The sequence below is a fragment of the Collimonas sp. GW821-FHT07E08 genome (assembly GCF_059418905.1).
The window spans coordinates 71,624-94,390 of record NZ_JBWKQR010000004.1; the positions used below are offsets into that span (position 1 = coordinate 71,624).

Annotated in this window: 21 protein-coding genes; 9 read left to right on the forward strand and 12 right to left on the reverse strand. The window is 63.8% G+C overall.

The genetic code is table 11. From position 1 onward, the window contains the following. Positions 1-14: 14 nt before the first annotated feature. The 4 genes from AC07RZ_RS06370 to wrbA all read right to left on the reverse strand — a co-directional run bounded on the left by AC07RZ_RS06370 (position 15) and on the right by wrbA (position 4,290). On the reverse strand, positions 15-1,556 hold the full coding sequence (locus AC07RZ_RS06370; protein ID WP_494667322.1) for a DUF1800 domain-containing protein: 1,542 nt from the start codon (positions 1,554-1,556) through the stop codon (positions 15-17). A 123-nt stretch (positions 1,557-1,679) separates the two neighbouring features. Further along, positions 1,680-3,092: an FAD-binding oxidoreductase gene (locus tag AC07RZ_RS06375; RefSeq protein ID WP_494667323.1), complete on the reverse strand. Its 1,413-nt coding sequence runs from the start codon at positions 3,090-3,092 to the stop codon at positions 1,680-1,682. Positions 3,093-3,211: 119 nt separating this feature from the next. After that, positions 3,212-3,655 (reverse strand): DUF2069 domain-containing protein, encoded by a 444-nt coding sequence (locus tag AC07RZ_RS06380; RefSeq protein WP_254784880.1) that lies wholly within the window; start codon positions 3,653-3,655, stop codon positions 3,212-3,214. Continuing rightward, complete coding sequence (gene wrbA, locus AC07RZ_RS06385) at positions 3,652-4,290, reverse strand: NAD(P)H:quinone oxidoreductase (RefSeq protein ID WP_144738594.1); 639 nt, start codon at positions 4,288-4,290, stop codon at positions 3,652-3,654. The genes AC07RZ_RS06380 and wrbA overlap by 4 nt, the downstream gene beginning before the upstream one ends. A gap of 87 nt (positions 4,291-4,377) precedes the next feature. Between wrbA and AC07RZ_RS06390 the strand changes: the two genes are divergently transcribed. Then, complete coding sequence (locus AC07RZ_RS06390) at positions 4,378-5,682, forward strand: YihY family inner membrane protein (protein WP_494667324.1); 1,305 nt, start codon at positions 4,378-4,380, stop codon at positions 5,680-5,682. Here the strand turns inward: AC07RZ_RS06390 and AC07RZ_RS06395 are convergent. From AC07RZ_RS06395 to AC07RZ_RS06410, 4 genes are all read right to left on the reverse strand, one after another. After that, complete coding sequence (locus AC07RZ_RS06395; protein WP_494667325.1) at positions 5,644-5,841, reverse strand: hypothetical protein; 198 nt, start codon at positions 5,839-5,841, stop codon at positions 5,644-5,646. The genes AC07RZ_RS06390 and AC07RZ_RS06395 overlap by 39 nt on opposite strands. Positions 5,842-5,979: 138 nt before the next feature. After that, positions 5,980-6,297, reverse strand: coding sequence for a DUF962 domain-containing protein (locus AC07RZ_RS06400; protein ID WP_144738592.1), 318 nt, complete (start codon positions 6,295-6,297; stop codon positions 5,980-5,982). Positions 6,298-6,328: 31 nt separating this feature from the next. After that, positions 6,329-7,195 (reverse strand): alpha/beta fold hydrolase, encoded by an 867-nt coding sequence (locus tag AC07RZ_RS06405; RefSeq protein WP_144738591.1) that lies wholly within the window; start codon positions 7,193-7,195, stop codon positions 6,329-6,331. Position 7,196: 1 nt separating this feature from the next. Then, positions 7,197-8,519: an O-acetylhomoserine aminocarboxypropyltransferase gene (locus AC07RZ_RS06410; protein WP_092392851.1), complete on the reverse strand. Its 1,323-nt coding sequence runs from the start codon at positions 8,517-8,519 to the stop codon at positions 7,197-7,199. A gap of 162 nt (positions 8,520-8,681) precedes the next feature. Between AC07RZ_RS06410 and AC07RZ_RS06415 the strand changes: the two genes are divergently transcribed. From AC07RZ_RS06415 to AC07RZ_RS06450, 8 genes are all read left to right on the forward strand, one after another. Next, a complete protein-coding gene (locus AC07RZ_RS06415; protein ID WP_144738590.1) occupies positions 8,682-9,128 on the forward strand; it encodes a CBS domain-containing protein in 447 nt (148 codons plus the stop codon). 133 nt (positions 9,129-9,261) lie between these two features. Beyond that, the gene (locus AC07RZ_RS06420) at positions 9,262-11,148 is read left to right on the forward strand and encodes an MFS transporter (RefSeq protein ID WP_494667326.1); all 1,887 of its coding nucleotides are present in this window, start codon (positions 9,262-9,264) and stop codon (positions 11,146-11,148) included. A 56-nt stretch (positions 11,149-11,204) separates the two neighbouring features. After that, a complete protein-coding gene (locus AC07RZ_RS06425) occupies positions 11,205-12,275 on the forward strand; it encodes a nucleoside hydrolase (protein ID WP_494667327.1) in 1,071 nt (356 codons plus the stop codon). A gap of 101 nt (positions 12,276-12,376) precedes the next feature. Next, entirely contained in the window at positions 12,377-13,468 is a 1,092-nt protein-coding gene (gene aroC / locus AC07RZ_RS06430; protein ID WP_092392859.1) for a chorismate synthase, read from the forward strand. A gap of 169 nt (positions 13,469-13,637) precedes the next feature. After that, positions 13,638-14,222, forward strand: coding sequence for a DUF4126 domain-containing protein (locus AC07RZ_RS06435; protein ID WP_144738587.1), 585 nt, complete (start codon positions 13,638-13,640; stop codon positions 14,220-14,222). Then, the gene (locus AC07RZ_RS06440) at positions 14,222-16,723 is read left to right on the forward strand and encodes an ABC transporter permease (RefSeq protein WP_494667503.1); all 2,502 of its coding nucleotides are present in this window, start codon (positions 14,222-14,224) and stop codon (positions 16,721-16,723) included. Before AC07RZ_RS06435 ends, AC07RZ_RS06440 begins: the two co-directional genes overlap by 1 nt. Positions 16,724-16,862: 139 nt before the next feature. After that, positions 16,863-17,258 (forward strand): group II truncated hemoglobin, encoded by a 396-nt coding sequence (locus AC07RZ_RS06445; protein WP_425458295.1) that lies wholly within the window; start codon positions 16,863-16,865, stop codon positions 17,256-17,258. Between the two features lie 37 nt (positions 17,259-17,295). Next, entirely contained in the window at positions 17,296-18,759 is a 1,464-nt protein-coding gene (locus tag AC07RZ_RS06450) for a DNA recombination protein RmuC (RefSeq protein ID WP_186450512.1), read from the forward strand. A 48-nt stretch (positions 18,760-18,807) separates the two neighbouring features. Here the strand turns inward: AC07RZ_RS06450 and AC07RZ_RS06455 are convergent, their stop codons facing one another. From AC07RZ_RS06455 to AC07RZ_RS06470, 4 genes are all read right to left on the reverse strand, one after another. After that, complete coding sequence (locus tag AC07RZ_RS06455; RefSeq protein ID WP_494667328.1) at positions 18,808-19,623, reverse strand: heme ABC transporter ATP-binding protein; 816 nt, start codon at positions 19,621-19,623, stop codon at positions 18,808-18,810. A gap of 25 nt (positions 19,624-19,648) precedes the next feature. After that, the gene (locus AC07RZ_RS06460; RefSeq protein ID WP_494667504.1) at positions 19,649-20,761 is read right to left on the reverse strand and encodes a FecCD family ABC transporter permease; all 1,113 of its coding nucleotides are present in this window, start codon (positions 20,759-20,761) and stop codon (positions 19,649-19,651) included. An 18-nt stretch (positions 20,762-20,779) separates the two neighbouring features. Further along, complete coding sequence (locus tag AC07RZ_RS06465; RefSeq protein ID WP_494667505.1) at positions 20,780-21,604, reverse strand: heme/hemin ABC transporter substrate-binding protein; 825 nt, start codon at positions 21,602-21,604, stop codon at positions 20,780-20,782. 68 nt (positions 21,605-21,672) lie between these two features. Then, complete coding sequence (locus AC07RZ_RS06470; RefSeq protein WP_494667329.1) at positions 21,673-22,767, reverse strand: hemin-degrading factor; 1,095 nt, start codon at positions 22,765-22,767, stop codon at positions 21,673-21,675.

Genomic DNA, 22,767 nt, shown 5'->3' on the forward strand with positions numbered 1-22,767 from the left:
ATGGCTCCCGTGGATTATCTTTTCATGAAATCAGGACTGCCGAGTATCAGGCCGACCTGCAGGTTGGCAGGCGCGGCGCCGATGGTGCCGAGGCTGTGCGGCGTCAGCGCCGGCGCCAGGGTTTGCAGCAGTTGTTGCGGATCGATGGGGACGGCGGTATTCGGTGCAGCAGCCACCGGCGGCGATCCGGGCGTAGCGGGCGGCGGGTCGCTGCGGGCGATCGGCGATTTGCCGTTGCTGAGGCCGTTGACGAAATTGATGCGGCGGAGCAGGGCGTCAGGGTTGAGCCAGGCTTCTTCCGAAAACTTGTAGCCCTCCGGCGTCAGCCAGCCGTACAGCGGCTGGCCCAGCTGGTTGAGCACGCCGTCGATCGGCCTGACATTGAGCACCGGCGTCGCGGTTGCGCGCAGCGACGATACTACGTATTGATAGGGCGTCTTGAACTGGGCCTGGTAATTGCCGCGGTCCCAGAATTCGGGGCTCTCGAACAAGGCATGGAGCACCGCCTTGATGTCGCCGTTGCTGCTCAGGAAGCGGCGCGCCAGTTTTTCCGTCAGCGCCGGTTCGGGTTTGTCGGAAACGAAATACTGGACCAGCTTGGTCGCCACGAAGTGGGCCGTGGCCGGATGGCGCGCCAGGATATCGAGCGCCTGTTCGCCTTCCTGGTAGCCGCTGCCCTTGATGGTCTGGCCGAGGAAAACCTTGTCGCCGGCATCGTGGCGGCGCGGGTTGAAGCTGAAAGCCGGCTGGCCATCCTTCATGCCTTTTTCATCGATGGTCCAGCCGCTGAGGATGCGCGCCAGGGAAATCACGTCGGCCTGGGTATAGCCGCTGTCGACGCCCATGGTGTGCAGTTCCAGCAGCTCGCGGCCGTAATTTTCGTTGAGTCCTTTGAAGCGGCCTTTGGCTTCTGGCGTGTTGACGCCGCTGCTGAGCCAGTTGTCGAGGTAATACAGCATGGCCGGATGATGGGCCACCGCGCCCAGCAGCTGGCGGAAATTGCCGAGCGCGTTGGGCCGCAGCACGTCTTTTTCATATTCGCCGTTCCAGTAGCGCACCCATTCCTTGCCCTCGAAGACGTTGAAATGGTTGAACCAGAATTCGGTCATCACTTCCTGCAGCTGGCGCGGGCTCTCGGTGGCCAGCCACAGCCGGGAAAAATGGGTCTGCGGCGTGATGTCCTTGTTGGCGCGCTGGCGCGCCATGTTCTTTTCTTCGGGAGTGGCGGTATTGGGGGGGAAGGAGGGTGGACCGTACTGCTGGTAGAGCTGGGTTGCGCTTAGTTGATAAGTCGTCAAGGAGGACAGCTTGCCTGCCAGCTCGGGCGGCAGCGGCAGGCTGTCGGGATTGAGCTGCTGCTCGATGTAGCGCTTGACGCCGAGGCGCCTGACGGCGTCGACGTCGCCGGGACGCGGACCGTAGGCCAGCCGGTTCAGCACATGCAGCGCTTTTTCCGAATCGTTCAGGGGCGGCTGGGCGGTCTGGGCGCCGGCATTGAGCGCGGCCAGCGAACCCAGCAGCAATGCGGTCGACAGGTAACGAGGAAGGGTCGGCATGTTCCACCTTATGTAGTTTTTCGGCTTACACCCCCGATTAACGCGCCGCCGGCGGCATGCGCATACAAGACCGGTGTAACAGATTGTAAGGCGGCAACATTGGCCGGGAATCCGCTTCTTGCGCTAAACGACTTTGCCCGGATTCATCAGGCCCAGGGGATCCAGCGCCTGTTTGATGGTTTTCATCAGCGCAATTTCCACCGGAGATTTGTAGCGCAGGATTTCTTCGCGCTTGAGGGCGCCCAGGCCGTGCTCGGCCGAGATCGAGCCCTGCATGCGGTCGACGCTGTCGTGCACGACGCGGTTGATGTCGGCCTGCCGTTCTATGAACTGTTCGGCAGAGAAGCCGATCGGCGGCGAGACGTTGTAGTGCAGGTTGCCGTCGCCCAGGTGGCCGAAGGTGACATTGCGGCAACCGGGGAAATGCTGTTGCAGCAGGGCGTCGGTGACGCTGATGAATTCGGCGATGCGGGAAATCGGCAGCGAGATGTCGTGCTTGATGTTCTTGCCTTCCATGGCTTGCGCCGAGGAGATGCTTTCGCGCAGCTGCCACAGGGCGCGCGACTGGGTGCTCGAGCTGGCCAGCACCGCATCCTGGCAGGTGTCCTGTTCCAGCGCATCGCCGATGACGGCTTCCAGCAAAGCGCTGGCATGGTCCGCGGATTCGCTGTCGGACAGCTCCAGCAGCACATAATGCGGATGGCGCTGGCTGAAAGGGAACTGCAGTTGCGGGAAGTGCTTGGCCACCAGCTGCAGGCACAGGTCGGACATCAGTTCGAAGCCGGTCAGGGTGGCGCCGCAGCGGCCTTGCGCCAGGCTCAGCAGGCGCAGCGCGGCAGCCGGCGTCTGTACTGCCGCCAGCGCGGTGAGCTGGGCTTTGGGCTGCGGGAATAGCTTCAGCACGGCAGCTGTAATGATGCCCAGCGTACCTTCAGCGCCGATGAACAGGTCGCGCAAATCGTAGCCGGTATTGTCTTTGCGCAGGCCGCGCAGTCCGTGCAGGATGTCGCCCTGGGCGGTCACGACTTCCAGCCCGAGGCAGAGTTCGCGTGTGTTGCCGTAGCGGAGCACCGCGGTGCCGCCGGCGTTGGTCGACAGGTTGCCGCCGATGGTGCAGCTGCCTTCGGCCGCTAGCGACAGCGGAAACAGGCTTTGTCCGGCGGCGGCGGCTTCCTGGATGTGCTGCAGGATGCAGCCGGCTTCGACGGTGATGGTGTGGTTGACGGCATCGACCGCGCGGATGCGGTTCAGGCGCTTGAGCGACAGCACGATGGCCTGGCCGCTCTGGTCGGGCACGCTGCCCAGCACCAGGCCGGTGTTGCCGCCCTGGGGCACGATCGGAACCTGGAATTGCGCGCAGAGTTTCACGACGGCAGCCACTTCGTCGGTGTCAGCCGGTTTGACGACAGCCAACGCCGCGCCGGTAAAGCGCTGGCGCTGGTCAGTCAGGTAACCGGCTTTGTCGGCGTCATCGGTCAGCACATGGGCAACGCCGATAGCGCTGCGGCAAGCATCAAGGAATTCAGTATTTTTCATGTCCAGGTTTCGACAAAAATAGTTAAATGGGGTCAGAGTTTTTTTTCGCGCCCTTTGCGAAAATTACTCTGACCCCATTTAACGGCCCACGGAGTACATACCGTTGCATTGTTGCGATGCTACTGCGACGCCTTCTTGATAGCCTGCTTAGCTACTTCCTTGGCCGCCTTTTTATAAGGCCGCAGATAAAGGATAGTGCAAAAGAAAAAGATGACGCTGAGCGCAACTTCCACCCAGCCCAGCCTGCTGGACAGGAAACTGCTGTCGCTGGTGGCGCGCACGATGCCTTCCGTGAAATAGAGCAGGATCAGCATGGACGCCCACTGCATCGTATACACGTCGCGCTTGAGCACGCCGCGCAACGGGAACAGCAGCGGCAGCACCTTCAGCACCATCCAGGAGCCGCCCGGGCGCAGCGGCGCCAGCGCCAGTTCCCAGGCCAGGCCCAGCGCGATCAGGCCGAGCAGGCTGCCGACCGCGCCGAAATAGAAGAAGCGCGGCTGGCGCGCCGCATGCGGCAGCGGATGGGTCGATACGCCCGGTTTCAGTTTGGTGGTCATCATGTCCCCGCGATGTCGAGTCTTGTTTTCAACTTCAAGGCGGTTTCCGCCAGCCGCCGGCCTTGGGCGATCGCCAAGGTGCGGCTCTCGGCCGAAATCGGATGCGTGCCGTTCATGCCGGACCAGTGGCTGGCGCCATACGGCGTGCCGCCGCTGGCGGTTGTCATCAGTTCCGGCAACGTGTAGGGTAAGCCCATCACCAGCATGCCATGGTGCAATAAAGGCGTCATCATCGACATCAGGGTCGATTCCTGGCCGCCGTGCAGGCTGCCGGTAGAGGTGAATACGCAAGCCGGCTTGCCGGCCAGGGTGCCGGCCAGCCAGTCGGTGCTGGTGCCGTCCCAGAAATATTTCATGGCCGCTGCCATGTTGCCGAAGCGGGTCGGCGATCCCAGCGCCAGGCCGGAGCATTCCTGCAGGTCGGCCAGTTCGACGTAAGGCGCGCCTTCGGCCGGGATATCCGGCGCGCTGGCTTCGACCACGGTCGATACCGCCGGCACCGTGCGCAAGCGCGCTTCGCAGCCGGCGACGGAGTCGATGCCCTGGCCGATCAGTTCGGCCAGCTTGCGCGTCGACCCATGGCGCGAGTAGTACAGGACCAGGAGTGGTGTGTTAACAGTAATATTGGATGAGCTCATTTTGGTATTATAGGGCGCTTTAGCGCTGGTTCATGGTGCAAAACGCGCCTTTAATCACCCGCTCCGGAAGGCAAAATCAGGGAAAGCATGAAGTCATTGAAATTTTCCAGGCTGCGCGGCCTGTCCTGGCCGCAACTGCGCGATCTGTTTCGTTTTGCGGCGCGCCGCCTGGATGAAGAACGCTTGCCGCAAGTGGCCGGCAGCCTGACCTTCACCACCATCCTGGCGCTGGTGCCGATGCTGACTATCGCCTTGGCGATTTTCACCGTATTCCCGCTGTTCAGCACCTTCCGCGCTTCGCTGGAACACTACTTTGTGCAAAACCTGATGCCCAGGGGCGTCGCCAACGTCATCCTCGATTACCTCAACCAGTTCGCCACCAAGTCGGCGCGCCTGTCGGCAGTCGGCGGGGTGGCGCTGATCGTCACGTCCGTGCTGACGATGTCGACGGTGGACCATGTGTTCAACCGCATCTGGCGCGTCAAGAAGCAGCGGCCGTGGATCCACCGGGTGCTGGTGTACTGGGCCATCATTACGCTGGGACCTTTGCTGATCGGCATCTCGATCACCGTCACTTCCTATTTGTCGGATGCCGCCAACGGCCTGGTGGTGAGCTGGGCCGGCAGATGGTTCTATACGCTGCTGTCGGTTGCGCTGACTACCGGCGCCTTCACCCTGCTGTACGTGGCGGTGCCGAACCAGCGGGTGGATTGGCGCGACGCCGTCTGGGGCGGCCTGCTGGCGGGCATCGTGTTTGAAATCGCCAAACGCTTTTTTGCCGCCTACGTGATCAAGTTCCCGACCTACACCATGGTCTACGGTGCGCTGGCGGCCTTGCCGATTTTCCTGCTGTGGATCTACATGCTGTGGATGATCACGCTGGTCGGCGCCTTGCTGGTGGCCGCCTTGCCGGTGGTGAAATACGAACGCTGGTGGCATGTGCCGGCTCCGGGCAGCGCTTTTGTCGATGCGATGGCGGTGTTGGGTGTGCTGCACCAGGCCAGGACCGGGGCCAGTTCGGCCGCGGTGGATGCGGACCAGATACGGCGCGCAACCAGGCTCGGTTTTGACGAATCGGAAAGCTTGTTGCAACAAATGCAGGAGATCGGCTGGGTCGGTTCGGTGCAGGCCGACAAGCTGGTCAGGACACAGTGGGGGCGCAAAGCGCGCATCAGCGTCGACGGCTGGATTTTGCTGGCCAATCCGGAACGGCTGAAACTGAGCGACATCTATCGTCTGTTCGTGTGCAACCTGGTGGCGGGCAAGGTGGCTGACGAGGCGCTGGCGTGGCAGGTGGAAGCGGCTATCGAACGCGGCCTGGAACAGACGCTGGCAGCGTATTTTGCCGAAGGACTAGTACATCCGGAACTTGAGGCCGCCGCCGCGCAGTAATCCCGGGGTCCAGAAATAGCTGACCTGCACCGTGCCGTTATAGGTCGGCCTTGTATAGTTCATCAGGAACAATGGCCGTTTTGCCGTGGCGGCGGGCGTGTCCTGCCCCGCGGCCTGGCCCGGTTCCTTCTGCGTCAGCGCGGCATCCCTTGTGTGCATGAATTTCCCGTTTCCTAACTGGCGGCCAGCCGCACCGGGCTTCCGGTCGACGGTTGCCGCCATGTCTAAATGTAAAGTAGACGTTATTCTAAGGGACAAACGGTTCACATTGCCGTGAACCGTTTTTTACATAGTTAATTAAAAAGAAACCTGGCCGGTCAGCATCTGCCAGTACATGACCCAGTCGCCGAGCAGGGAATAAAGCGGCTGCCTGAAGGTGGCGGGGCGGTTTTTCTCGAACGCGAAATGGCCGATCCAGGCAAAACCGTAGCCGCACGCCAGCGCCACCGGCAGCCAGTACAGGGCGCCGGTCAGCACCAGCGCGACCAGCGCCAGCAAGGCCAGGGTCGAGCCGACGAAGTGCAGTTGGCGGCAGGTGCGGTTGCTGTGCTGGCTCAGGTAGCTCGGATAGAACTCGGCGAAGGTCTCGTATTTCTTTTCAAGCACGGTAGGCATGGCGTCTCCTTGCTGTTGCTGTCCTTTAAGCTTAATCCCCGGCGGCGGCAGGCGCAACCGCCCTGGAGCGCAGCGCTTCAGTTGCAAACTTGTACAGATGGTCCAGCACCGCATCCGGCTGCTCCGCCATCAAGGCGTGGCCGCTGGCTTCAACCTGCACCACCTTGGCGTGCTTGATCGCGGCAACCAGGCCGGCGGCGGCCTTGGGCGGCGTCATGACGTCGCGCTGGCCGAGCAGGAACAGGGTAGGGCAAGCCACCGCCTGCGCCGCCTGTTCGCCGTTTGCATAGCTGTTGCAGGCGGCGAAGTCGGTATAGAACACGGTCGGCTTGCTGTCCGACTGCCGCGCGATGCGCTGCATCAGGCGCTGGCTGGCGCCTTGCACGTAGAAGCCCGGGCCCGGCGCCGAAGGTTTGGGCGAGATGGTCGAATGCGACCAGATGTTCACCATGTCGATCGCGCTTTGCTGTGCATTGTTGGCGGCGTCGAGCAGCGCATCGGCGACTTTCATCGGATAGGCGGTGCCGACCAGCGCGATGCCGGCGATACGCGTCGAACCGGCGGCGCGGCCGGCGCTTTCCAGTGCGACCAGCGAACCCATGCTGTGGCCGATCAGGATGGCTTTGGCGACGCCGGCGGCATCCAGCAAGGCATCCAGCCAGTCCGACAATTCCTCGATGCTGGCCAGGGCCGGCCCCTGGCTGCGGCCGTGCCCCGGCAAGTCCGGCGCCAGCACGCCGAAACCGTGGTGGGCGAAGTAGCGGGTTTGCAGGATCCAGACCGAGTGATCGTTCTGGCCGCCGTGGATGAATACCGCGGTCGGCAGTTCCGGATTGAAGGTTTTGCCGCCGGTATAACAATAGCTGTCGCAATTTGCGCCCTGTGTTTTCAGCAGCATCTCATTTCCCCTTGCGCTCAGCGCGCTGCGACATCTTCAGGCCGTAAGCCAGGTCTTCGATCAGGTCTTCCACATTTTCCAGGCCAACCGACAGCCGCAGCGTGCCTTCGGTGATGCCAGAGGCTGCCAGCTGCTCGCTCGGCACCCGGAAATGGGTGGTCGAGGCCGGATGGATGACTAGCGACTTGGCGTCGCCGACATTGGCCAGGTGGGAAAATATCTTGAGCGATTCCACCATGCGCTGGCCGGCGGCGCGGTCGCCCTTGAGGTTGAACGAGAATACGGCGCCGCAGCCTTTGGGCAGCAGCGTCTTGCTCAATGCGTGGCCGGGATGCGAAGGCAGTTCAGGGTACGCCACCGATTCGACCGCGGCATGCGCCGCCAGGAATTCGACCACCTTGCGGGTGTTGGCGACATGTTTTTCCATGCGCAGCGCCAGCGTCTCTATCCCTTGCAGGATGGCGAAGGCATTGTGCGGACTCATCACCGCGCCGAAATCGCGCAATCCTTCGCGTCGCGCGCGCAAGGAAAACGGCGCCACCGTCGATTCTTCGGAAAACACCATGCCGTGGAAACCCTCGTACGGTTCGCACAATTCGCCGAAGCGGCCGGTTTTGTCATACGCCTGCTGCCAGTCGAAAGTGCCGCCGTCCACCAGCAGGCCGCCGACCGCGGTGCCGTGGCCGCACAGGAATTTGGTGGCGGAATGGAACACCAGGTCGGCGCCGTGCTCGAAAGGTTTCAGCAGGTACGGCGTGGTGAACGTGGCGTCGACCATCAGCGGCAGGTAGTGCTCGTGGGCCAGGGCCGAGATGCGCGGGATGTCCAGCACATCCAGCCCTGGATTGCCGAGGGTTTCGCCGAACAGGGCTTTGGTGTTGGGCCGGATTGCGGCGCGCCAGGCGTCGAGGTCGCTCGGGTCGACGAAGGTGGTTTCGATGCCGAAGCGCTTCATGGTGTACGACAGCAAGTTGTGCGAACCGCCGTACAGCGCGCGCGACGCCACGATATGCGAACCGGCGCCGGCGATGGTGGCCAGCCCCAGGTGCATGGCGGCCTGGCCGCTGGCGACGGCAATCCCGGCGACGCCGCCTTCCAGCGCGGCGATGCGTTCTTCCAGCACCGCGTTGGTAGGATTGGAAATGCGCGAATACACGTGGCCGGCGCGCTCCATGTTGAACAGCGAGGCGGCGTGGTCGGAATCCTTGAAGACAAACGCGGAGGTCAGGTAAATCGGCGTGGCGCGTGCGCCGGTGGCGGGGTCGGGTACGCTGCCGGCATGCAGCGACAAGGTGTCGAAGCCGGGATAATGGGGGATGCTCATGGTGCTGGCTGTCTCCTTTGATTCTTGAAATATGAGAACTCACTCTATTCATGCTGCGCTGCGCGGTAGATTTTTGGCTCCGCTTAAGCTACATTCTGGATACAAGCGATGCAAGAGATGAGATACGAGCAAGCATAACCCAAGCAAAGGCAGGATGGCCCCATGAAAGTTTCTGAAATCCTCAAAGTCAAAGGCAATATTCTTTACACCGTGACGCCGGAAACGCCGTTGATCGAGGCTGTCAACACGATGGCGGAAAAAGATATCGGTTCGCTGGTGGTGATGGAATTCGGGACGCTGGTGGGAATGCTGACCTTCCGCGAAGTGATGAATGCGATCCACCAGAACGGCGGCGCGGTCGGCAGCAACACGGTGCGCAAGCACATGGACGACAGCCCGATCACCGTCACGCCCGATACCGAAGTCAACGAGGTGCGCCGCATCATGCTGGAGCGCCACGCGCGTTACGTGCCGATCATGGATGCCCGCACCTTGCTGGGCGTGATGTCGTTCTACGACGTGGCGAAAGCAGTGCTGGACGCCCAGGGTTTTGAAAACAAGATGCTGAAAGCGTATATCCGCGACTGGCCGTCCAACGTCGACGAATAGGATTTAGTTATAGATTGCCAGGAACCGTTTGCGGCAGAATGATGCCGCAAGCGGTTTTTTTGTGTAAGCTGCCCGAAAAATATTAAAACAATAATCACTTGCCATAACACGGATCCATCTCGTTAGCTTACCTATGTCCAAATCCAGTCAATTTTCCCTGCTGCGCCAGCGCCGTTTCGCTCCTTTCTTCTGGACCCAGTTTTTCGGCGCCTTCAACGACAACGTGTTCAAGACCGCCTTGCTGACGATCCTGACCTACGAAGCGCTGAGCTGGACCAGCATGGACGTCAACCTGCTCAACAACCTGATCCCGGGCCTGTTCATCCTGCCGTTCGTGGTGTTTTCGGCGACCGCCGGCCAGCTCGCCGACAAGTTCGAGAAATCGCGCCTGGCGCGCTACGTCAAGGTGCTGGAAATCATCATCATGGCGGTCGCCGCCGCCGGCTGGATGACGCATACCTTGTGGCTGCTGGTCCTGGCGGTGGTCGGCATGGGCATCCATTCGACCATCTTCGGGCCGGTCAAGTACGCCTACCTGCCGCAGCAGCTGCGCCAGGATGAGCTGGTCGGCGGCAACGGCATCATCGAAATGGGAACCTTCGTCGGCATCCTGCTGGGCGAAGTGCTGGGCGCGGTGCTGGTGGTCCACAAGCCGTGGGGCATTGAGCTGGTGGCGGGCGGCACGGTGGCGATCGCGGTTATCGGCTGGCTGTTCAGCCGCGGCATCCCGCTGACGCCGGCCGCCGAACCCGAGCTGAAGATCAACTGGAATCCGATCACCGAAACCGTGCGCAACCTGGGCTTTTCCCGCAAGAACCGGCCGGTGTTCCTGGCCATGCTGGCCAATTCCTGGTTCTGGTTCTACGGCGCCATCATGCTGGCGCAGTTTCCCTTGTACGCGAAAAACTACCTGCACGGCGACCATAGCGTTTTTGTGCTGCTGCTGACGGTGTTCTCGCTCGGCGTCGGCGCCGGTTCGCTGCTGTGCGAACGCCTGTCGGGCCACAAGGTGGAAATCGGCCTGGTGCCGTTTGGCGCGATCGGCCTGTCGGTGTTCGGCCTCGACCTGTTCCTTGCCAGCGTCGGCTATGCCAACACGACGGCGGTCGACATGGCCGGTTTCGTGCAGCAGCACGGCAGCTGGCGCATCCTGTTCGACTGCGTGATGATCGGCCTGTTCGGCGGCCTGTACATCGTGCCGCTGTTCGCTGTGATCCAGACCCGCTGCGACCGCCGGCACCTGTCGCGCACCATTGCCGGCATGAATATCATGAACGCCTTGTTCATGGTGGTGGCGGCGCTGGTGGCGATGGTGCTGCTGCAATCCGGCTTCACCATCCCGCAGATTTTCCTGGTGACGGCGATCCTGAATGCACTGGTGGCGCTGTACATCTTCACCGTGGTGCCGGAATACCTGGTGCGTTTCGCGGCCTGGATACTGATCCATACCGTCCACCGCGTGCATACCGTCAACCGCGACCGCATCCCGGACGAGGGCGCCGCGGTGCTGGTCTGCAACCACGTCAGCTATGTCGATGCGATCGTGATCATGGCGGCCAGCCCGCGGCCTATCCGCTTCGTCATGGATCACCGGATTTTCAAGATCCCGGTGCTGGCCTGGCTGTTCAAGACCGCCAAGGCGATCCCGATTGCGCCGGCCAAGGAGAATCCGCAGCTGATGGAGCGCGCCTTCGACCAGATCGCCGCAGCGCTGGAAGACGGCGACCTGGTCTGCATTTTCCCCGAGGGCAAGCTGACCAGCACCGGCGAAATGAACGAATTCCGCGGCGGCATCAGTAAAATCGTCGCGCGCACGCCGGTGCCGGTGATCCCGATGGCCCTGAGCGGCTTGTGGGGCAGCATGTGGACCCGGAGTGCGGGCAATCCTTTCCAGCGCTCGTTCAAGCGCGGTCCGTTGTCGGCCTTGCAGCTGGCGGTCGGCGATGTGGTCGCGCCGGAGCAGGCCACCCCGGAATATCTGCAGCAGCAGGTCCAGACTCTGCGCGGCGCCTGGCTGTAAGTCCGGCAGCCGCGGCTGCGGACCCTGGTCACGGACGCTTGATGAAAGGACCGAGAATGACAAGACACTCACTGGAGGATGCCGCCATGGCTCGCCGTAATTTCCTGGCCCAGGGCAGCAGGCTGCTGACCGGCGGCCTGTTGCTAAGCGCCATGCCGATGGGTTCGGCGCTGGCGGCGACGGCTGGTCCCGTGCCGTTGATCATCGACACCGACCCCGGCGCCGACGACGTGATCGCCTTGCTGCTGGCCTTGTCGGCCCGCGACAAGCTGGACGTGCGGGCGCTGACCACGGTCGCCGGCAACGTGCAGCTGAACTACACCTCGCGCAATGCACGCATGGTGCGCGAATGGACCAACCGCCCGGATGTGCCGGTATATGCCGGCTGCGCCCGTCCGATGCTGAGGACGCCGATCTATGCCGCCGAAGTGCATGGCACGGAAGGCGTCACCGGCGTCAAGGTGTTCGAGCCGAAACAGCCGCTGGCCAAAGGCAATGCGGTGCAATACCTGGTCGATGCGCTGCTGGCCGCGCAACCGCAAAGCATGACGATCGTGACGCTCGGGCCGCAAACCAACCTGGCCATGGCGCTGATCGAAAACCCCGGGATCAGGCAGGGCGTCAAGGAAATCGTGATGATGGGCGGCGCCCATTTCAACGGCGGCAATATCACGCCGGCGGCGGAATTCAACGTGTTCGCCGATCCGCACGCCAGCGACGTGGTGTTCAAAAGCGGCTTGCCGATCACCGTGATCCCGCTGGACGTGACGCACAAGATGCTGACCAGCCCGGAGCGCATAGACCGCCTGCGCAAGATCGGCAACCAGGCCGGCAAGATCGCCGCCGACATCCTCGACGCCTATGTCGAGCACGACATCAAGCAGTACGGCTTGCCGGGCGGCCCGGTGCATGACGCCACCACCATCGGCTACCTGCTGCGGCCGGAGCTGTTCAAGGGCCGGATGGCCAATGTCGAGGTCGATACCCGGGAAGGGCTGACGTTCGGCGCCACCGTGGTCGACTATTACCGTTCGACCAAGCGTCCCGAGAATGCGCGCTGGATCACGGAAGGCGACGCCCAGGGCTTTTTCGACCTGCTGACGCTGCAGCTGGCGAAACTGCCCTGACCAGGTGATATTGAAAAGGCAATGATTTTGCCAGCCGGGTAGCCCCTGAGGGGCGGCGCTGGTAAAATCATGTCTTTCAGCCTCCTTTTATCTGGATCATCATGCCCGGCAATACCTTCGGCAGTCTGTTTAGCGTCACCAATTTCGGCGAATCCCACGGCCCGGCCATCGGCTGCGTGGTGGATGGCTGCCCGCCGGGCCTGGAGCTGTCCGAAGCCGATATCCAGCCTGACCTGGACCGCCGCAAGCCCGGCACTTCGCGCCACGTGACGCAGCGCCAGGAGCCGGATACGGTCGAGATCCTGTCCGGCGTCTACGAAGGCAAGACCACCGGCACCCCGATCATGCTGCTGATCCGCAACCAGGACCAGCGCAGCAAGGATTACGGCAATATCGTCGATACTTTCCGTCCCGGCCACGCCGACTTCACCTACTGGCAGAAATACGGCATCCGCGATCCGCGCGGCGGCGGCCGGTCGTCGGCGCGCCTGACGGCGCCCATGGTCGGCGCCGCGGCGATCGCCAAGAAGTGGCTGCTGCAGCAGTATGGGACCACCTTCAAGGGCTGCATGAGCCAGCTGGGTGAAATCCCGGTGGCTTTCGAGTCCTGGGACCATGTCCCCAACAACCCGTTTTTTGCCGCCAACGTCAGCCAGATCGCTGAACTTGAGGCGTATATGGACGCCTTGCGCAAGGATGGCGATTCCTGCGGCGCGCGCATCGATATCGTCGCTTCCAAGGTGCCGGTCGGCCTGGGCGAGCCTTTGTACGACAAGCTGGACGCCGAAATCGGCTACGCCATGATGGGCATCAACGCCGTCAAGGGCGTGGAAATCGGCGCCGGTTTTGCCTCGGTGGCGCAACGGGGATCGCAGCACGGCGATGAAATTACCCGCCACGGCTTCCTGACCAACAACGCCGGCGGCATCCTGGGCGGCATTTCCAGCGGCCAGGACATCACCGTGTCGATCGCCATCAAGCCGACTTCCAGCATCCGCACCCCGCGCCAGTCGATCGACAAGCAGGGCAACCCGGCCACGGTCGAAACCTTCGGCCGCCACGATCCTTGCGTCGGCATCCGCGCCACACCCATCGCCGAGGCGATGCTGGCCCTGGTGCTGATGGACCATGCCTTGCGCCACCGCGCCCAGTGCGGCGACGTGCAGGTCGCGCCGCTGGTCGATTCCAGGTAATCCGTCAGCGCGCCGCCGTGTTCCGGCGGCGGCTTTTCTTCCCTCTTTTCCTGTGATCCTGTGGCAGATTTTGCCGGCGGGATGGCTATTCTTGCGCGGCTGGCGTAGATTTAAGTTACGCTAGGCGCTAGCGTGCTAAAACGGAACCAGACCGCGGAGAGGGGACATCATGATCGACACACTATCTAGCGCTGCGCTTGCCGGCGGCTTGTCCTGGGCCAGCGGCCTCCGCCTGTACATGGCGCTGTTCATCGCCGGCTGGTTCGGCCGCATGGGCTGGATCGACCTGCCGCAGGCGCTGCAGGTGCTGGAATCGCCATGGGTGATCGGCGTGACCGGCCTGCTGGGCGCCATCGAATTCCTGGTCGACAAGATTCCCGGCCTCGATTCGGTCTGGGACGCGGTCCACACCTTCATCCGGATTCCGGCCGGCGCCATCCTGGCGGTGGCCGCCATGGGCCACATGGACCCGGCCTGGACCACGATCGCGGCGCTGGTAGGCGGCACGTTTGCGCTGGGCGCCCATGCCACCAAGGCCGGCAGCCGGGCCATGATCAACACCACGCCCGAACCGCTGAGCAACTGGACCGCCTCGTTTGCTGAAGACGCGACCGTGATGGGCGGCTTGTGGGCAGCGTTTTTCCATCCCTGGCTGCTGTTTGCCTTCCTGTTCCTGTTTTTCCTGTTTGCGATCTGGCTGCTGCCTAAATTGTGGCGCGGCTTACGCTGGGTATTCCAAAGGCTCGCCACATGATTTTTTTGCAGTCCCTACGCATGACCCGCCGCGACTGGCGCGCGGGCGAATTACGCTTCTTGCTGATAGCACTGATCGTGGCCGTTGCCTCTTTGTCGGCAGTCGGCTTTTTTGTAGACAGGATGCGCGCCGGCCTGAGCCGCGATGCGCACCAGCTGCTGGGCGCCGACCTGCTGATTTCCGGCGACCAGCGCATCAGCCCCGGCTGGCGCAGCGAGGCGCAACGGCGCCGGCTGACCTTGGCCGACACGGTGGTATTCCCCAGCATGGCCATCGCCGGCGAGGGCGACAGCGCCAGGTCGCAGCTGGCTTCGCTCAAAGCCGTCAGCGCCGGCTATCCGCTGCGCGGCAGCCTGGTGGTCGCCGACAAGCTGGGCGGGGCCGATACGGTCACCCGGCAGGTTCCCGCTGAAGGCACGGTATGGCTGGACGCTAACATGCTGAGCGCGCTCAACCTGGCGGTGGGCGATCCGCTCAAGCTGGGCGACCGTACTTTCAAGATAGCCAAAGTGCTGGTGGTCGAACCCGACCGCGGCAGCGGCTTCATCAATTTTGCGCCGCGCGTGATGCTGTCCATGGCCGACCTGGCTTCCACCAACCTGGTGCAGGACGGTTCGCGCGTGACCTACCGCCTGCTGCTGGCCGGCGCGCCGCAGCAGGTGCAGGATTTCCAGCAATGGGTGGAAAGCGACATCAGCCGCGAAAACCTCAAGGGCGTACGCATCGAGGGCCTGGAAAACGGCCGTCCTGAAATGCGCGCGACGCTTGATCGCGGCCAGCAGTTCCTGTCGCTGGTCGGTTTGCTGTCGGCCCTGCTGGCGGCGGTGGCGGTGGCGATGGCGGCGCGTCGTTTCATGCTGCGCCACCTGGACGCTTGCGCCATGCTGCGTTGCCTGGGGTTGACGCAGAACCAGGTGACGCAGCTGTATTTGCTGGAATTCCTGCTGGTCGGCCTGGCCGGCAGCCTGATCGGCGTCGTGCTGGGTTTCGGCGCGCATTTCATGCTGCTCGATTTGCTGGGCAAGTTTGTCGCCAGCGACTTGCCGCCCGCCAGCGTGTTGCCGGCGGTGCAGGGCCTGGTCACCGGCTTGCTGCTGCTGGTCGGATTTGCCTTGCCGCCTATCCTGCAACTGCGCAACGTGCCGCACAACCGCGTGATCCGGCGCGAGCAGGATGCGCCGCAAGCGCTGGTGCTGGCGACTTACCTGCTCGGCACGCTGACATTTGTCGGCTTGCTGCTGTGGCAGGCAGGCGATATCAAACTGGGCCTGTTGACGGCGCTCGGATTCTTGGGCGGTTTCGGCTTGTTCGCCTTGCTCGGCTGGCTGGCGTTGAAAGGTTCGCGCCATGTGCGTAGCCTGTCGCGCCATCCGAGCTGGCGCTTTGCGCTGACCGCGCTGCAGCGGCGGCCGGTGGCCACCGTGGTCCAGATCGTCGCCTTGTCGCTGGGGCTGATGGCCTTGCTGCTGCTGACGGTGATCCGCGGCGACCTGGTCGGCGCATGGCGCCAGGCTACGCCGGCAGACGCGCCCAACCGCTTTGTGATCAATATCCAGGACGACCAGCGCGCCGATATCACGCAACGCCTGCAAGCGGCCGGCATCGCCCAGCCGCAGCTGTTCCCGATGATCCGCGGCCGCCTGACCCAGGTCAACGATAAGCCGATCACCGCCGACACCTATCCCGACGACCGCGCCAAGCGGCTGGTCGACCGCGAGTTCAACCTGTCCACCATGAACCAGGTGCCGGCGCAGAACACGGTGACCGCCGGCCGCTGGTTCGACGATAGCCGGCCCGAGGCATCGGTGGAAGAGGGCCTGGCCAAGACCTTGAACCTGAAGCTGGGCGACAAGCTGCAGTTCGACATCGCCGGCCAGCTGGTGACCGCGCCGGTTACCAGCCTGCGCAAGCTGGAATGGGGCTCGATGCGCGTGAACTTCTTTGTCATCCTCAATCCCAAGCTGATGACCGAGATGCCGCAAACCTGGATCACCGCTTTCAATCTGCCGGATGCCCGCATCAATTTCGGCAACCAGCTGACGCGCGATTTTCCCAACCTGACGGTGGTCGATATCGGCAGCGTGATCAAGCAGATCCAGGGCGTGATCGACCAGGTGGTGGCGGCGGTGGAATTCCTTTTCCTGTTTACCCTGCTGTCCGGCGCGCTGGTGCTGTACGCGGCCCTGGTCGGCTCGCAAGACGAGCGCACCCGCGAAGCCGGCCTGCTGCGCGCGCTGGGCGCTACCCGCAAGCAGCTGTCGCAATCGCAATGGATCGAGTTCGCCCTGATCGGCAGCCTGGCGGGCTTCCTGGCGGCCAGCGGCGCAGCGGCAACCGGCTGGGCGCTGGCGCACTACGTATTCAGCTTTACCTGGACCTTCAGTCCGCTGGTGTGGCTGGCGGGGATGGCGATCGGCACCGCCTGCACGTTTGCCGGCGGCTGGGTCGGCCTGCGCCATGTATTGAACCAGCCGCCCCTGCAAACCCTGCGTGAAGCCTGATGCCCCGCGCGGCGGGGGCGCTGAATTACGTCAATTAGAGGATAATGCCGGCTTACGCTAACACTATCTCCCCATGACTACAGAACCCAATACTCCCGCCAGCGAGCCGGCGGACCAGGAACAAGCCAGCCTCTACGACATGATAGGCGGCGCCGGCAAGCTGCGCGAGCTGGTCGACCGCTTCTACGACCTGATGGACCTGGAGCCGCAGTTCGCCGTGATCCGGGCCCTGCATCCGACCACGCTCGACGGCTCGCGCGACAAGTTCTACTGGTTCCTGAGCGGCTGGAGCGGCGGCCCCGACCTGTACATAGAACGCTTCGGCCATCCGCGCCTGCGCGCCCGCCACCTGCCATATGCGATCGCGACGCCGGAACGCGACCAGTGGCTGCGCTGCATGGCGCTGGCGATGCAGGATGTCGGCATGGAGGAAAGGCTGCAGGAACATTTGCTGACCTCCTTCTTCCAGACTGCCGACTGGATGCGCAACAAGGCAGATAATCAGGCCCAGAGTCAAGCCGAGAGTCAGCCGTGATTTCACCGCAATCCATTTTTAGCTTATCGAAGAATACATGACATCAACCGAACTGTTCATCCTGCTCGCCGCCGCGGTCATCATCGTGCTGCAGATCGTCGCCATCCTGCGCAGCTCGCGCGGCGCCGATCCCGCGCAACAGCTGGCGCAGCTGCAAAACGACCTGCAGCGCCACCAACAAGATATCGGCGAACGCCAGCAGCGCGAACTGCGCAGCGAGGTGCAGACCAGCGCCCAGGGCATGCGGCAGGAGCTGGGCAGCAATTTCGGCCAGCTGCAGCAGACGCTGGCGGCGCAGATGACCAGCGTCGCCACCTTGCAAAACAACCAGATCGATACCTTCGCCCAGCAGCTGGTCAAGCTCAACGAAACCAACGCCCAGCAGCTCGACAGCATGCGGCTGGCGATGAACCAGCAGGCGCAGACCAATCGCGAAGAACAGGCGCAGTCGCTGAAACGCTTTGGCGATACGCTGAACCAGACGCTGGCGGCGCTGACCGAATCGAATGCGCAGCGCATGGCGGAAGTGCGCGCCACGCTGGAAGCCAAGATCAAGGACCTGCAAAACGACAATGGCTTGCGGCTGGAAGAAATGCGCAAGACCGTGGATGAGAAACTGCACGCGACGCTGGAGCAGCGCCTGGGAGAATCGTTCAAGATCGTCTCCGACCGCCTGGAAAAAGTCCATCAGGGCCTGGGCGAGATGCAGCAGCTGGCGATCGGCGTCGGCGATCTCAAGCGGGTGCTGACCAACGTCAAGACGCGCGGCACCTGGGGCGAAGTGCAGCTGGAAATGCTGCTGGAGCAGGTGCTGACGCCGGAGCAATATGCGAAGAACGTGGAAACCGTTCCCGGCAGCGGCGAACGGGTCGAGTTCGCCATCAAGCTGCCCGGCAACGACGACGGCGGCACGCCGGTGTGGATGCCGATCGACGCCAAGTTCCCGAAGGAACAATACGAGCGCCTGGCCGACGCTGCCGACCGCGCCGATGCCGAAGGCGTGGCGCAAGCCTCGCGCGAGCTGGAGCGGGCGGTGCGCGGCGAAGCCAAGACCATCGCCGAGAAATACCTGTCGCCGCCGCTGACCACCGATTTCGCCATCCTGTTCCTGCCGACCGAAGGCTTGTACGCAGAGGTCATGCGCCGCCCCGGCCTGGCCGACGAATTGCAGCGCGTGCACCGGATCAGCATCGCCGGCCCGTCAACCTTGTCGGCCTTGCTGAACAGCCTGCAGATGGGATTCAGGACGCTGGCGCTGGAGAAACGTTCGTCGGAAGTATGGCAGGTGCTGGGTGCGGTCAAGACCGAGTTCGGCAAGTTCGGCGACGTCCTGGCGGCCACCAAGCTGACCCTGGAACGCGCCGCCAAGAACATCGACCAGGCCGAAGTGCGCAGCCGCCAGATGGCGCGCAAGCTGAAATCGGTGGAAGCCTTGCCGAGCGACGCCGCGCAGCTGTTGCTGGGCAAGGACCCGGAACTGGCGCCGGACGACGAAAGCTGAAACAACATCGCCGGCGCAATTCTGTCGCCGGCTCGATTGTGAGTGACGTCAGGCCGGCATCGCAAACGGCGGTTTGCCGCTTTGCCGGATCACCTCGACATCAATTCCCAGGCAAGCCTTGACCACATGCGGCGTCATGGTCAGCGCAGGCGTGTCCTGCACCAGCAAGGCGCCGTCCGCCAGCCAGGCCAGCTGGTCGGCATAACGCGCCGCCAGGTTGGGATCATGCATGATCGCCAGCACGCCGATATGCCATTCTTTCGCCAATTGCCGCAGGGTGCCTAGCAAATGGTGCTGGTGCGCCAGGTCCAGCGCTGCGGTCGGTTCGTCCAGCAACAGGTAGCGCGGGCTGGGCGGCATGCCTTCGTCGCCATGGGGCGGCCGCAACTGCGCCAGCACCCGGGCGAACTGCACCCGCGCCAGTTCACCGCCGGAGAGCGTGGTGACGTCGCGCTCCGCCAGCGCCGCGGCGCCGGCCAAAGCCAGTACTTCCATCGCGATCAGGCGATCGCCGCGGCTGCGGCCGCCGCCGTGCGGATAGCGGCCCAGCAGGGCGATTTCCATCGCCGTGAACGGAAACGAAAACTGCACGCTTTGCGGCAGCACTGCGCGGGCGGTCGCCAGCTGCTGCGGCGTCATGTGCTCCAGCGGCGTGCCGTTGAGCGAGATATCGCCGGCCAGCAGGGCGTCGCTGTTTTGCAGCTTGCCGTGGAATTCGCCCGACATGGCTTTCAGCAAAGTGCTTTTGCCGGCGCCGTTACGGCCCAGCAGGGCGACGATTTCGCCCGGCCGGACATGCAGGCTGAGGTTGCGCAGGATGGTTTTGCTGCCGCGCCGCAGGGACAGGTCGCTGGCGATTAACATGATCGGATTCCAAGCAGGGAGGTTGTCATAAGCCGAGTTGTCCGCGCCGGCGCCATAGCAGCACCATGAAGAACGGTCCGCCCAGCAACGCGGTGAGGATTCCCAGCGGCATTTCGGCCGGCGCCGCCACGGTGCGTGCGATCAGGTCGGCAGCCAGGGTCAGGATGGCGCCGAACAGCAAGGCGCCGGGCAGCACTACGCGCTGGTCGGGGCCGCAAACCAGGCGGATGCAGTGCGGCGCCACCAGGCCGATGAAGCCGATGGCGCCGGTGCAGGCCACCAGCGCGCCGACGCACAAGGCGCTGGCGATCAGCACCTGGCGCTTGATGGCTTGCACCGGCACGCCGAGGTGCATGGCTTCCGCTTCCCCCAGCAGCATGGCGTTGAGCGCCGCCGAATGGCGCGCCAGGGCGGCGATGCTGAACACGACTAGCGGCGTCGCCACCGCCAGCAAGGACCACTGCGCGCCGGCCAGGCTGCCCAGGTTCCAGAAGGTGAGCGTGCGCAGCTGGTCGTCGCTGGCGACATAGATCAGCAAGCCGATGGCGGCGCCGACGATGGCGTTGATGGCGATCCCTGCCAGCAGCAGCAAGGGCAGCGCCAGGCGGCCGCGGGCAGCGGCGATGCGGTACACCAGCATGGCCACCGCCAGGGCGCCGATGAAGGCCGCCAGCATGGGGGCATAGATGCCGACCATGCGCAATGCGTCGGGCCACAGCGTGGCGCCCAATACGATGGTCAGCGCAGCGCCGAGCGCGGCGCCGCTGGAAACGCCGATCAGGCCGGGATCTGCCAGCGGATTGCGGAACAAGGCTTGCATGGCGCTGCCGGCGGCGCCGAAGCCGCAGCCGACCAGGATCGCCAGCAGCACCCGCGGCAGGCGGATATCGAGCAGCACCGCGCGCGTTTGCGCATCGGCCATGCTCAGCTCTCCCGGTTGGGCGCCCTGCCACAGCAGTAGCGGGATGCGCCATGGATCGATCTGGTAAGCGCCGAGCGCCGCGCACAGCAGCGTAGTCACGGCCAGCAGCAGCGACAGGCCGGCCAGCACCATGCGCTGCCGGCCTTTGCGCGGCAAGTCAGGCACACGGACAACCGGCGCGCAGCCCGGCAGGGCAGGGGAAAAGGAAGTCGGCATCGCGGCAGTGATCAAGGTTCAGGTATGCAGCTGGGTCGACAGCCGGGTCAGCGCTTGCGGCAGGCGCGGGCCGAAGCCGAGCAGCAACAGCGAATCCATGTCGGCCACCACGCGCCGGTTTTTTGCGGCCGGCGTCAGCGACAGGCCCGGGCTGGCGAGCAGGCGCTCGATGCCGCCTATCGCCGCCAGGCTTTCGCTGGCAATCATCAGGATGTCGGGAGCGCTGTTGACCGCGCTTTCCGCGGTCAACGGCTTGTAGCCTTTGAAGCCGTTGCCATCCGAAGTGGCGTTGATTGCGCCGGCATAGCGGATCATGGCGTCGGCGGCGGTATCCCGGCCGGCCACCATGGCTTGCGTACCGCTATTGCTGAGGATGAACAGCACACGCGGCGCCTTGGCCTGTTTCTGGACCGTCGCCAGCGCGGCCTCCCATTCGCCGTCGAAACGCTGCAGCAGTGCCTTGCCGCGCGCAGGCAGGTCCAGCGCGGACGCCACTCCTGTGATTTTTTCGCGCACGGTGTTCACGTCATGCCGTTCGCCCAGTCGTATCACGCGCACGCCGGCAGCGGCGATCTGCTGCAGCGTCGCCGGCGGACCGGCGTCGGCCGAGGCCAGCAGCAGGTCGGGATGCAGCGACAGCACGCCTTCGGCCGACAGCGCACGCTGGTAACCCATCTTGGGCAGCGCCTGCGCCGCGGCGGGATAGGTGCTGGTGGTGTCGGCGCCGATCAGCACTGCACCGGCATCCAGCGCATACACCACTTCGGTCAGCGCGCCGCCGGCCACCGCCACCCGGCGCGGCTGTCTGCCGGATTCCGCCGGGGATGCCGCCAGGCCGGGCATGGCGCTCAGCAGCAAGCCGGCTGCGCCGCTGCCCAGCAGCAGACGCCGTTGCGTATCGATAAGCGATTTCACGCGTGAACCTCCGCCATGCTTGCCGCCAGCGGCAGGGCCAGGGCTGCGCTGCGCCAGGCCGCCAGTTCGGGCTGGCCCGGCTTGCGTACGCCGAACAGCATGGCGATGGTATTGCCTTCATGGTCGAACAGTTCGAGCGAGGTGACGTCGCCGTCGCTGGTCGGTTTGCTGACCACCCAGCTGGACGCAATCAGGTCTTCCCGCAAATGCAGGTTGAAGCCGGGATCGAGAATGTTCAGCCAGGGACCCATGGCCTTGACATTGCTGATAGCACCGGAATGGATCTGGATCATGCCGCGGTTGCCGACAAAAACCATGATGGGCAAGGCGCTGGCGGCTGCCTGTTCCAGGATGGCGCGGGTGGCGCTGTTGTCGACCTGGCGCACGAACTGCGGCGGCGCCAGCCGCAAAGCCTGGGTCCGGCTGAGGCCGAAATCGCGCAGCAGGCCGAAGAACTGGTGGGTGTCGGTCATTCCTTTCCAGGCCGCGCGGAAGCCGTCGCCGTCGATCTCGGCGTCGGCTTTGTCTATGGCGGCCGGCGGCATCGGTTCAACTGCCATGCCAGGCAGCTGTCCGGGATCGGACCAGCGCGCCACCAGGGCGTCGAAGGCATCGTGATTGCTGTGCTCGCGCAAGAACACCTTGTGCACCGCTTCGCCATGCAGATCGTAGAACTGCAGGCTTTTTTGCCAGGTCTTTTCGGCGCCGCGCGTCACTTCTTCAATCACCGCGCAGGCGAAGCGCCACTGTTTGTAGAAAATCCGCAAGTCGATGGCGTCGCCCAGCGCCAGGCCGACTTGTCCGTTATGGCTCATCTTTTCGTAGACGCCGTCTTTTTCATGCACAGCGCAGTCGTTGCGGGTCAGCGCCATGACCGGCCCCAGCAGCGGCACTTCTTCAAGCAGTTCGACAAACCGCGGCAGCAGCCGGATGGCTTCGGCGCCGACGCAGGCGGCGATGGCTTCGCCTTCGGAGACGCCGATCGCTGCGGCTGCATCGCGATTACGCAGTTTTTTTTCGCGTTTGGCGTTCAAGAAATCCGCGCGCAGTTGCTGCGGGTTGCGTTGGTGGTTGTGGCTGGTGGCAGACAT

What these genes read in the sequence shown, in the direction of transcription:
- aroC (WP_092392859.1), top strand. Translation starts at nt 12,377, where the DNA reads ATGCCCGGCAATACCTTCGGCAGTCTGTTTAGCGTCACCAATTTCGGC.
- AC07RZ_RS06435 (WP_144738587.1), top strand. Translation starts at nt 13,638, where the DNA reads ATGATCGACACACTATCTAGCGCTGCGCTTGCCGGCGGCTTGTCCTGG.
- AC07RZ_RS06470 (WP_494667329.1), bottom strand. Translation starts at nt 22,767, where the DNA reads ATGTCTGCCACCAGCCACAACCACCAACGCAACCCGCAGCAACTGCGC.
- AC07RZ_RS06370 (WP_494667322.1), bottom strand. Translation starts at nt 1,556, where the DNA reads ATGCCGACCCTTCCTCGTTACCTGTCGACCGCATTGCTGCTGGGTTCG.
- AC07RZ_RS06380 (WP_254784880.1), bottom strand. Translation starts at nt 3,655, where the DNA reads ATGATGACCACCAAACTGAAACCGGGCGTATCGACCCATCCGCTGCCG.
- AC07RZ_RS06450 (WP_186450512.1), top strand. Translation starts at nt 17,296, where the DNA reads ATGACATCAACCGAACTGTTCATCCTGCTCGCCGCCGCGGTCATCATC.
- AC07RZ_RS06390 (WP_494667324.1), top strand. Translation starts at nt 4,378, where the DNA reads ATGAAGTCATTGAAATTTTCCAGGCTGCGCGGCCTGTCCTGGCCGCAA.
- wrbA (WP_144738594.1), bottom strand. Translation starts at nt 4,290, where the DNA reads ATGAGCTCATCCAATATTACTGTTAACACACCACTCCTGGTCCTGTAC.
- AC07RZ_RS06425 (WP_494667327.1), top strand. Translation starts at nt 11,205, where the DNA reads ATGACAAGACACTCACTGGAGGATGCCGCCATGGCTCGCCGTAATTTC.
- AC07RZ_RS06395 (WP_494667325.1), bottom strand. Translation starts at nt 5,841, where the DNA reads ATGCACACAAGGGATGCCGCGCTGACGCAGAAGGAACCGGGCCAGGCC.
- AC07RZ_RS06460 (WP_494667504.1), bottom strand. Translation starts at nt 20,761, where the DNA reads ATGCCGACTTCCTTTTCCCCTGCCCTGCCGGGCTGCGCGCCGGTTGTC.
- AC07RZ_RS06455 (WP_494667328.1), bottom strand. Translation starts at nt 19,623, where the DNA reads ATGTTAATCGCCAGCGACCTGTCCCTGCGGCGCGGCAGCAAAACCATC.
- AC07RZ_RS06375 (WP_494667323.1), bottom strand. Translation starts at nt 3,092, where the DNA reads ATGAAAAATACTGAATTCCTTGATGCTTGCCGCAGCGCTATCGGCGTT.
- AC07RZ_RS06405 (WP_144738591.1), bottom strand. Translation starts at nt 7,195, where the DNA reads ATGCTGCTGAAAACACAGGGCGCAAATTGCGACAGCTATTGTTATACC.
- AC07RZ_RS06400 (WP_144738592.1), bottom strand. Translation starts at nt 6,297, where the DNA reads ATGCCTACCGTGCTTGAAAAGAAATACGAGACCTTCGCCGAGTTCTAT.
- AC07RZ_RS06410 (WP_092392851.1), bottom strand. Translation starts at nt 8,519, where the DNA reads ATGAGCATCCCCCATTATCCCGGCTTCGACACCTTGTCGCTGCATGCC.
- AC07RZ_RS06415 (WP_144738590.1), top strand. Translation starts at nt 8,682, where the DNA reads ATGAAAGTTTCTGAAATCCTCAAAGTCAAAGGCAATATTCTTTACACC.
- AC07RZ_RS06465 (WP_494667505.1), bottom strand. Translation starts at nt 21,604, where the DNA reads ATGCCCGGCCTGGCGGCATCCCCGGCGGAATCCGGCAGACAGCCGCGC.
- AC07RZ_RS06420 (WP_494667326.1), top strand. Translation starts at nt 9,262, where the DNA reads ATGTCCAAATCCAGTCAATTTTCCCTGCTGCGCCAGCGCCGTTTCGCT.
- AC07RZ_RS06445 (WP_425458295.1), top strand. Translation starts at nt 16,863, where the DNA reads ATGATAGGCGGCGCCGGCAAGCTGCGCGAGCTGGTCGACCGCTTCTAC.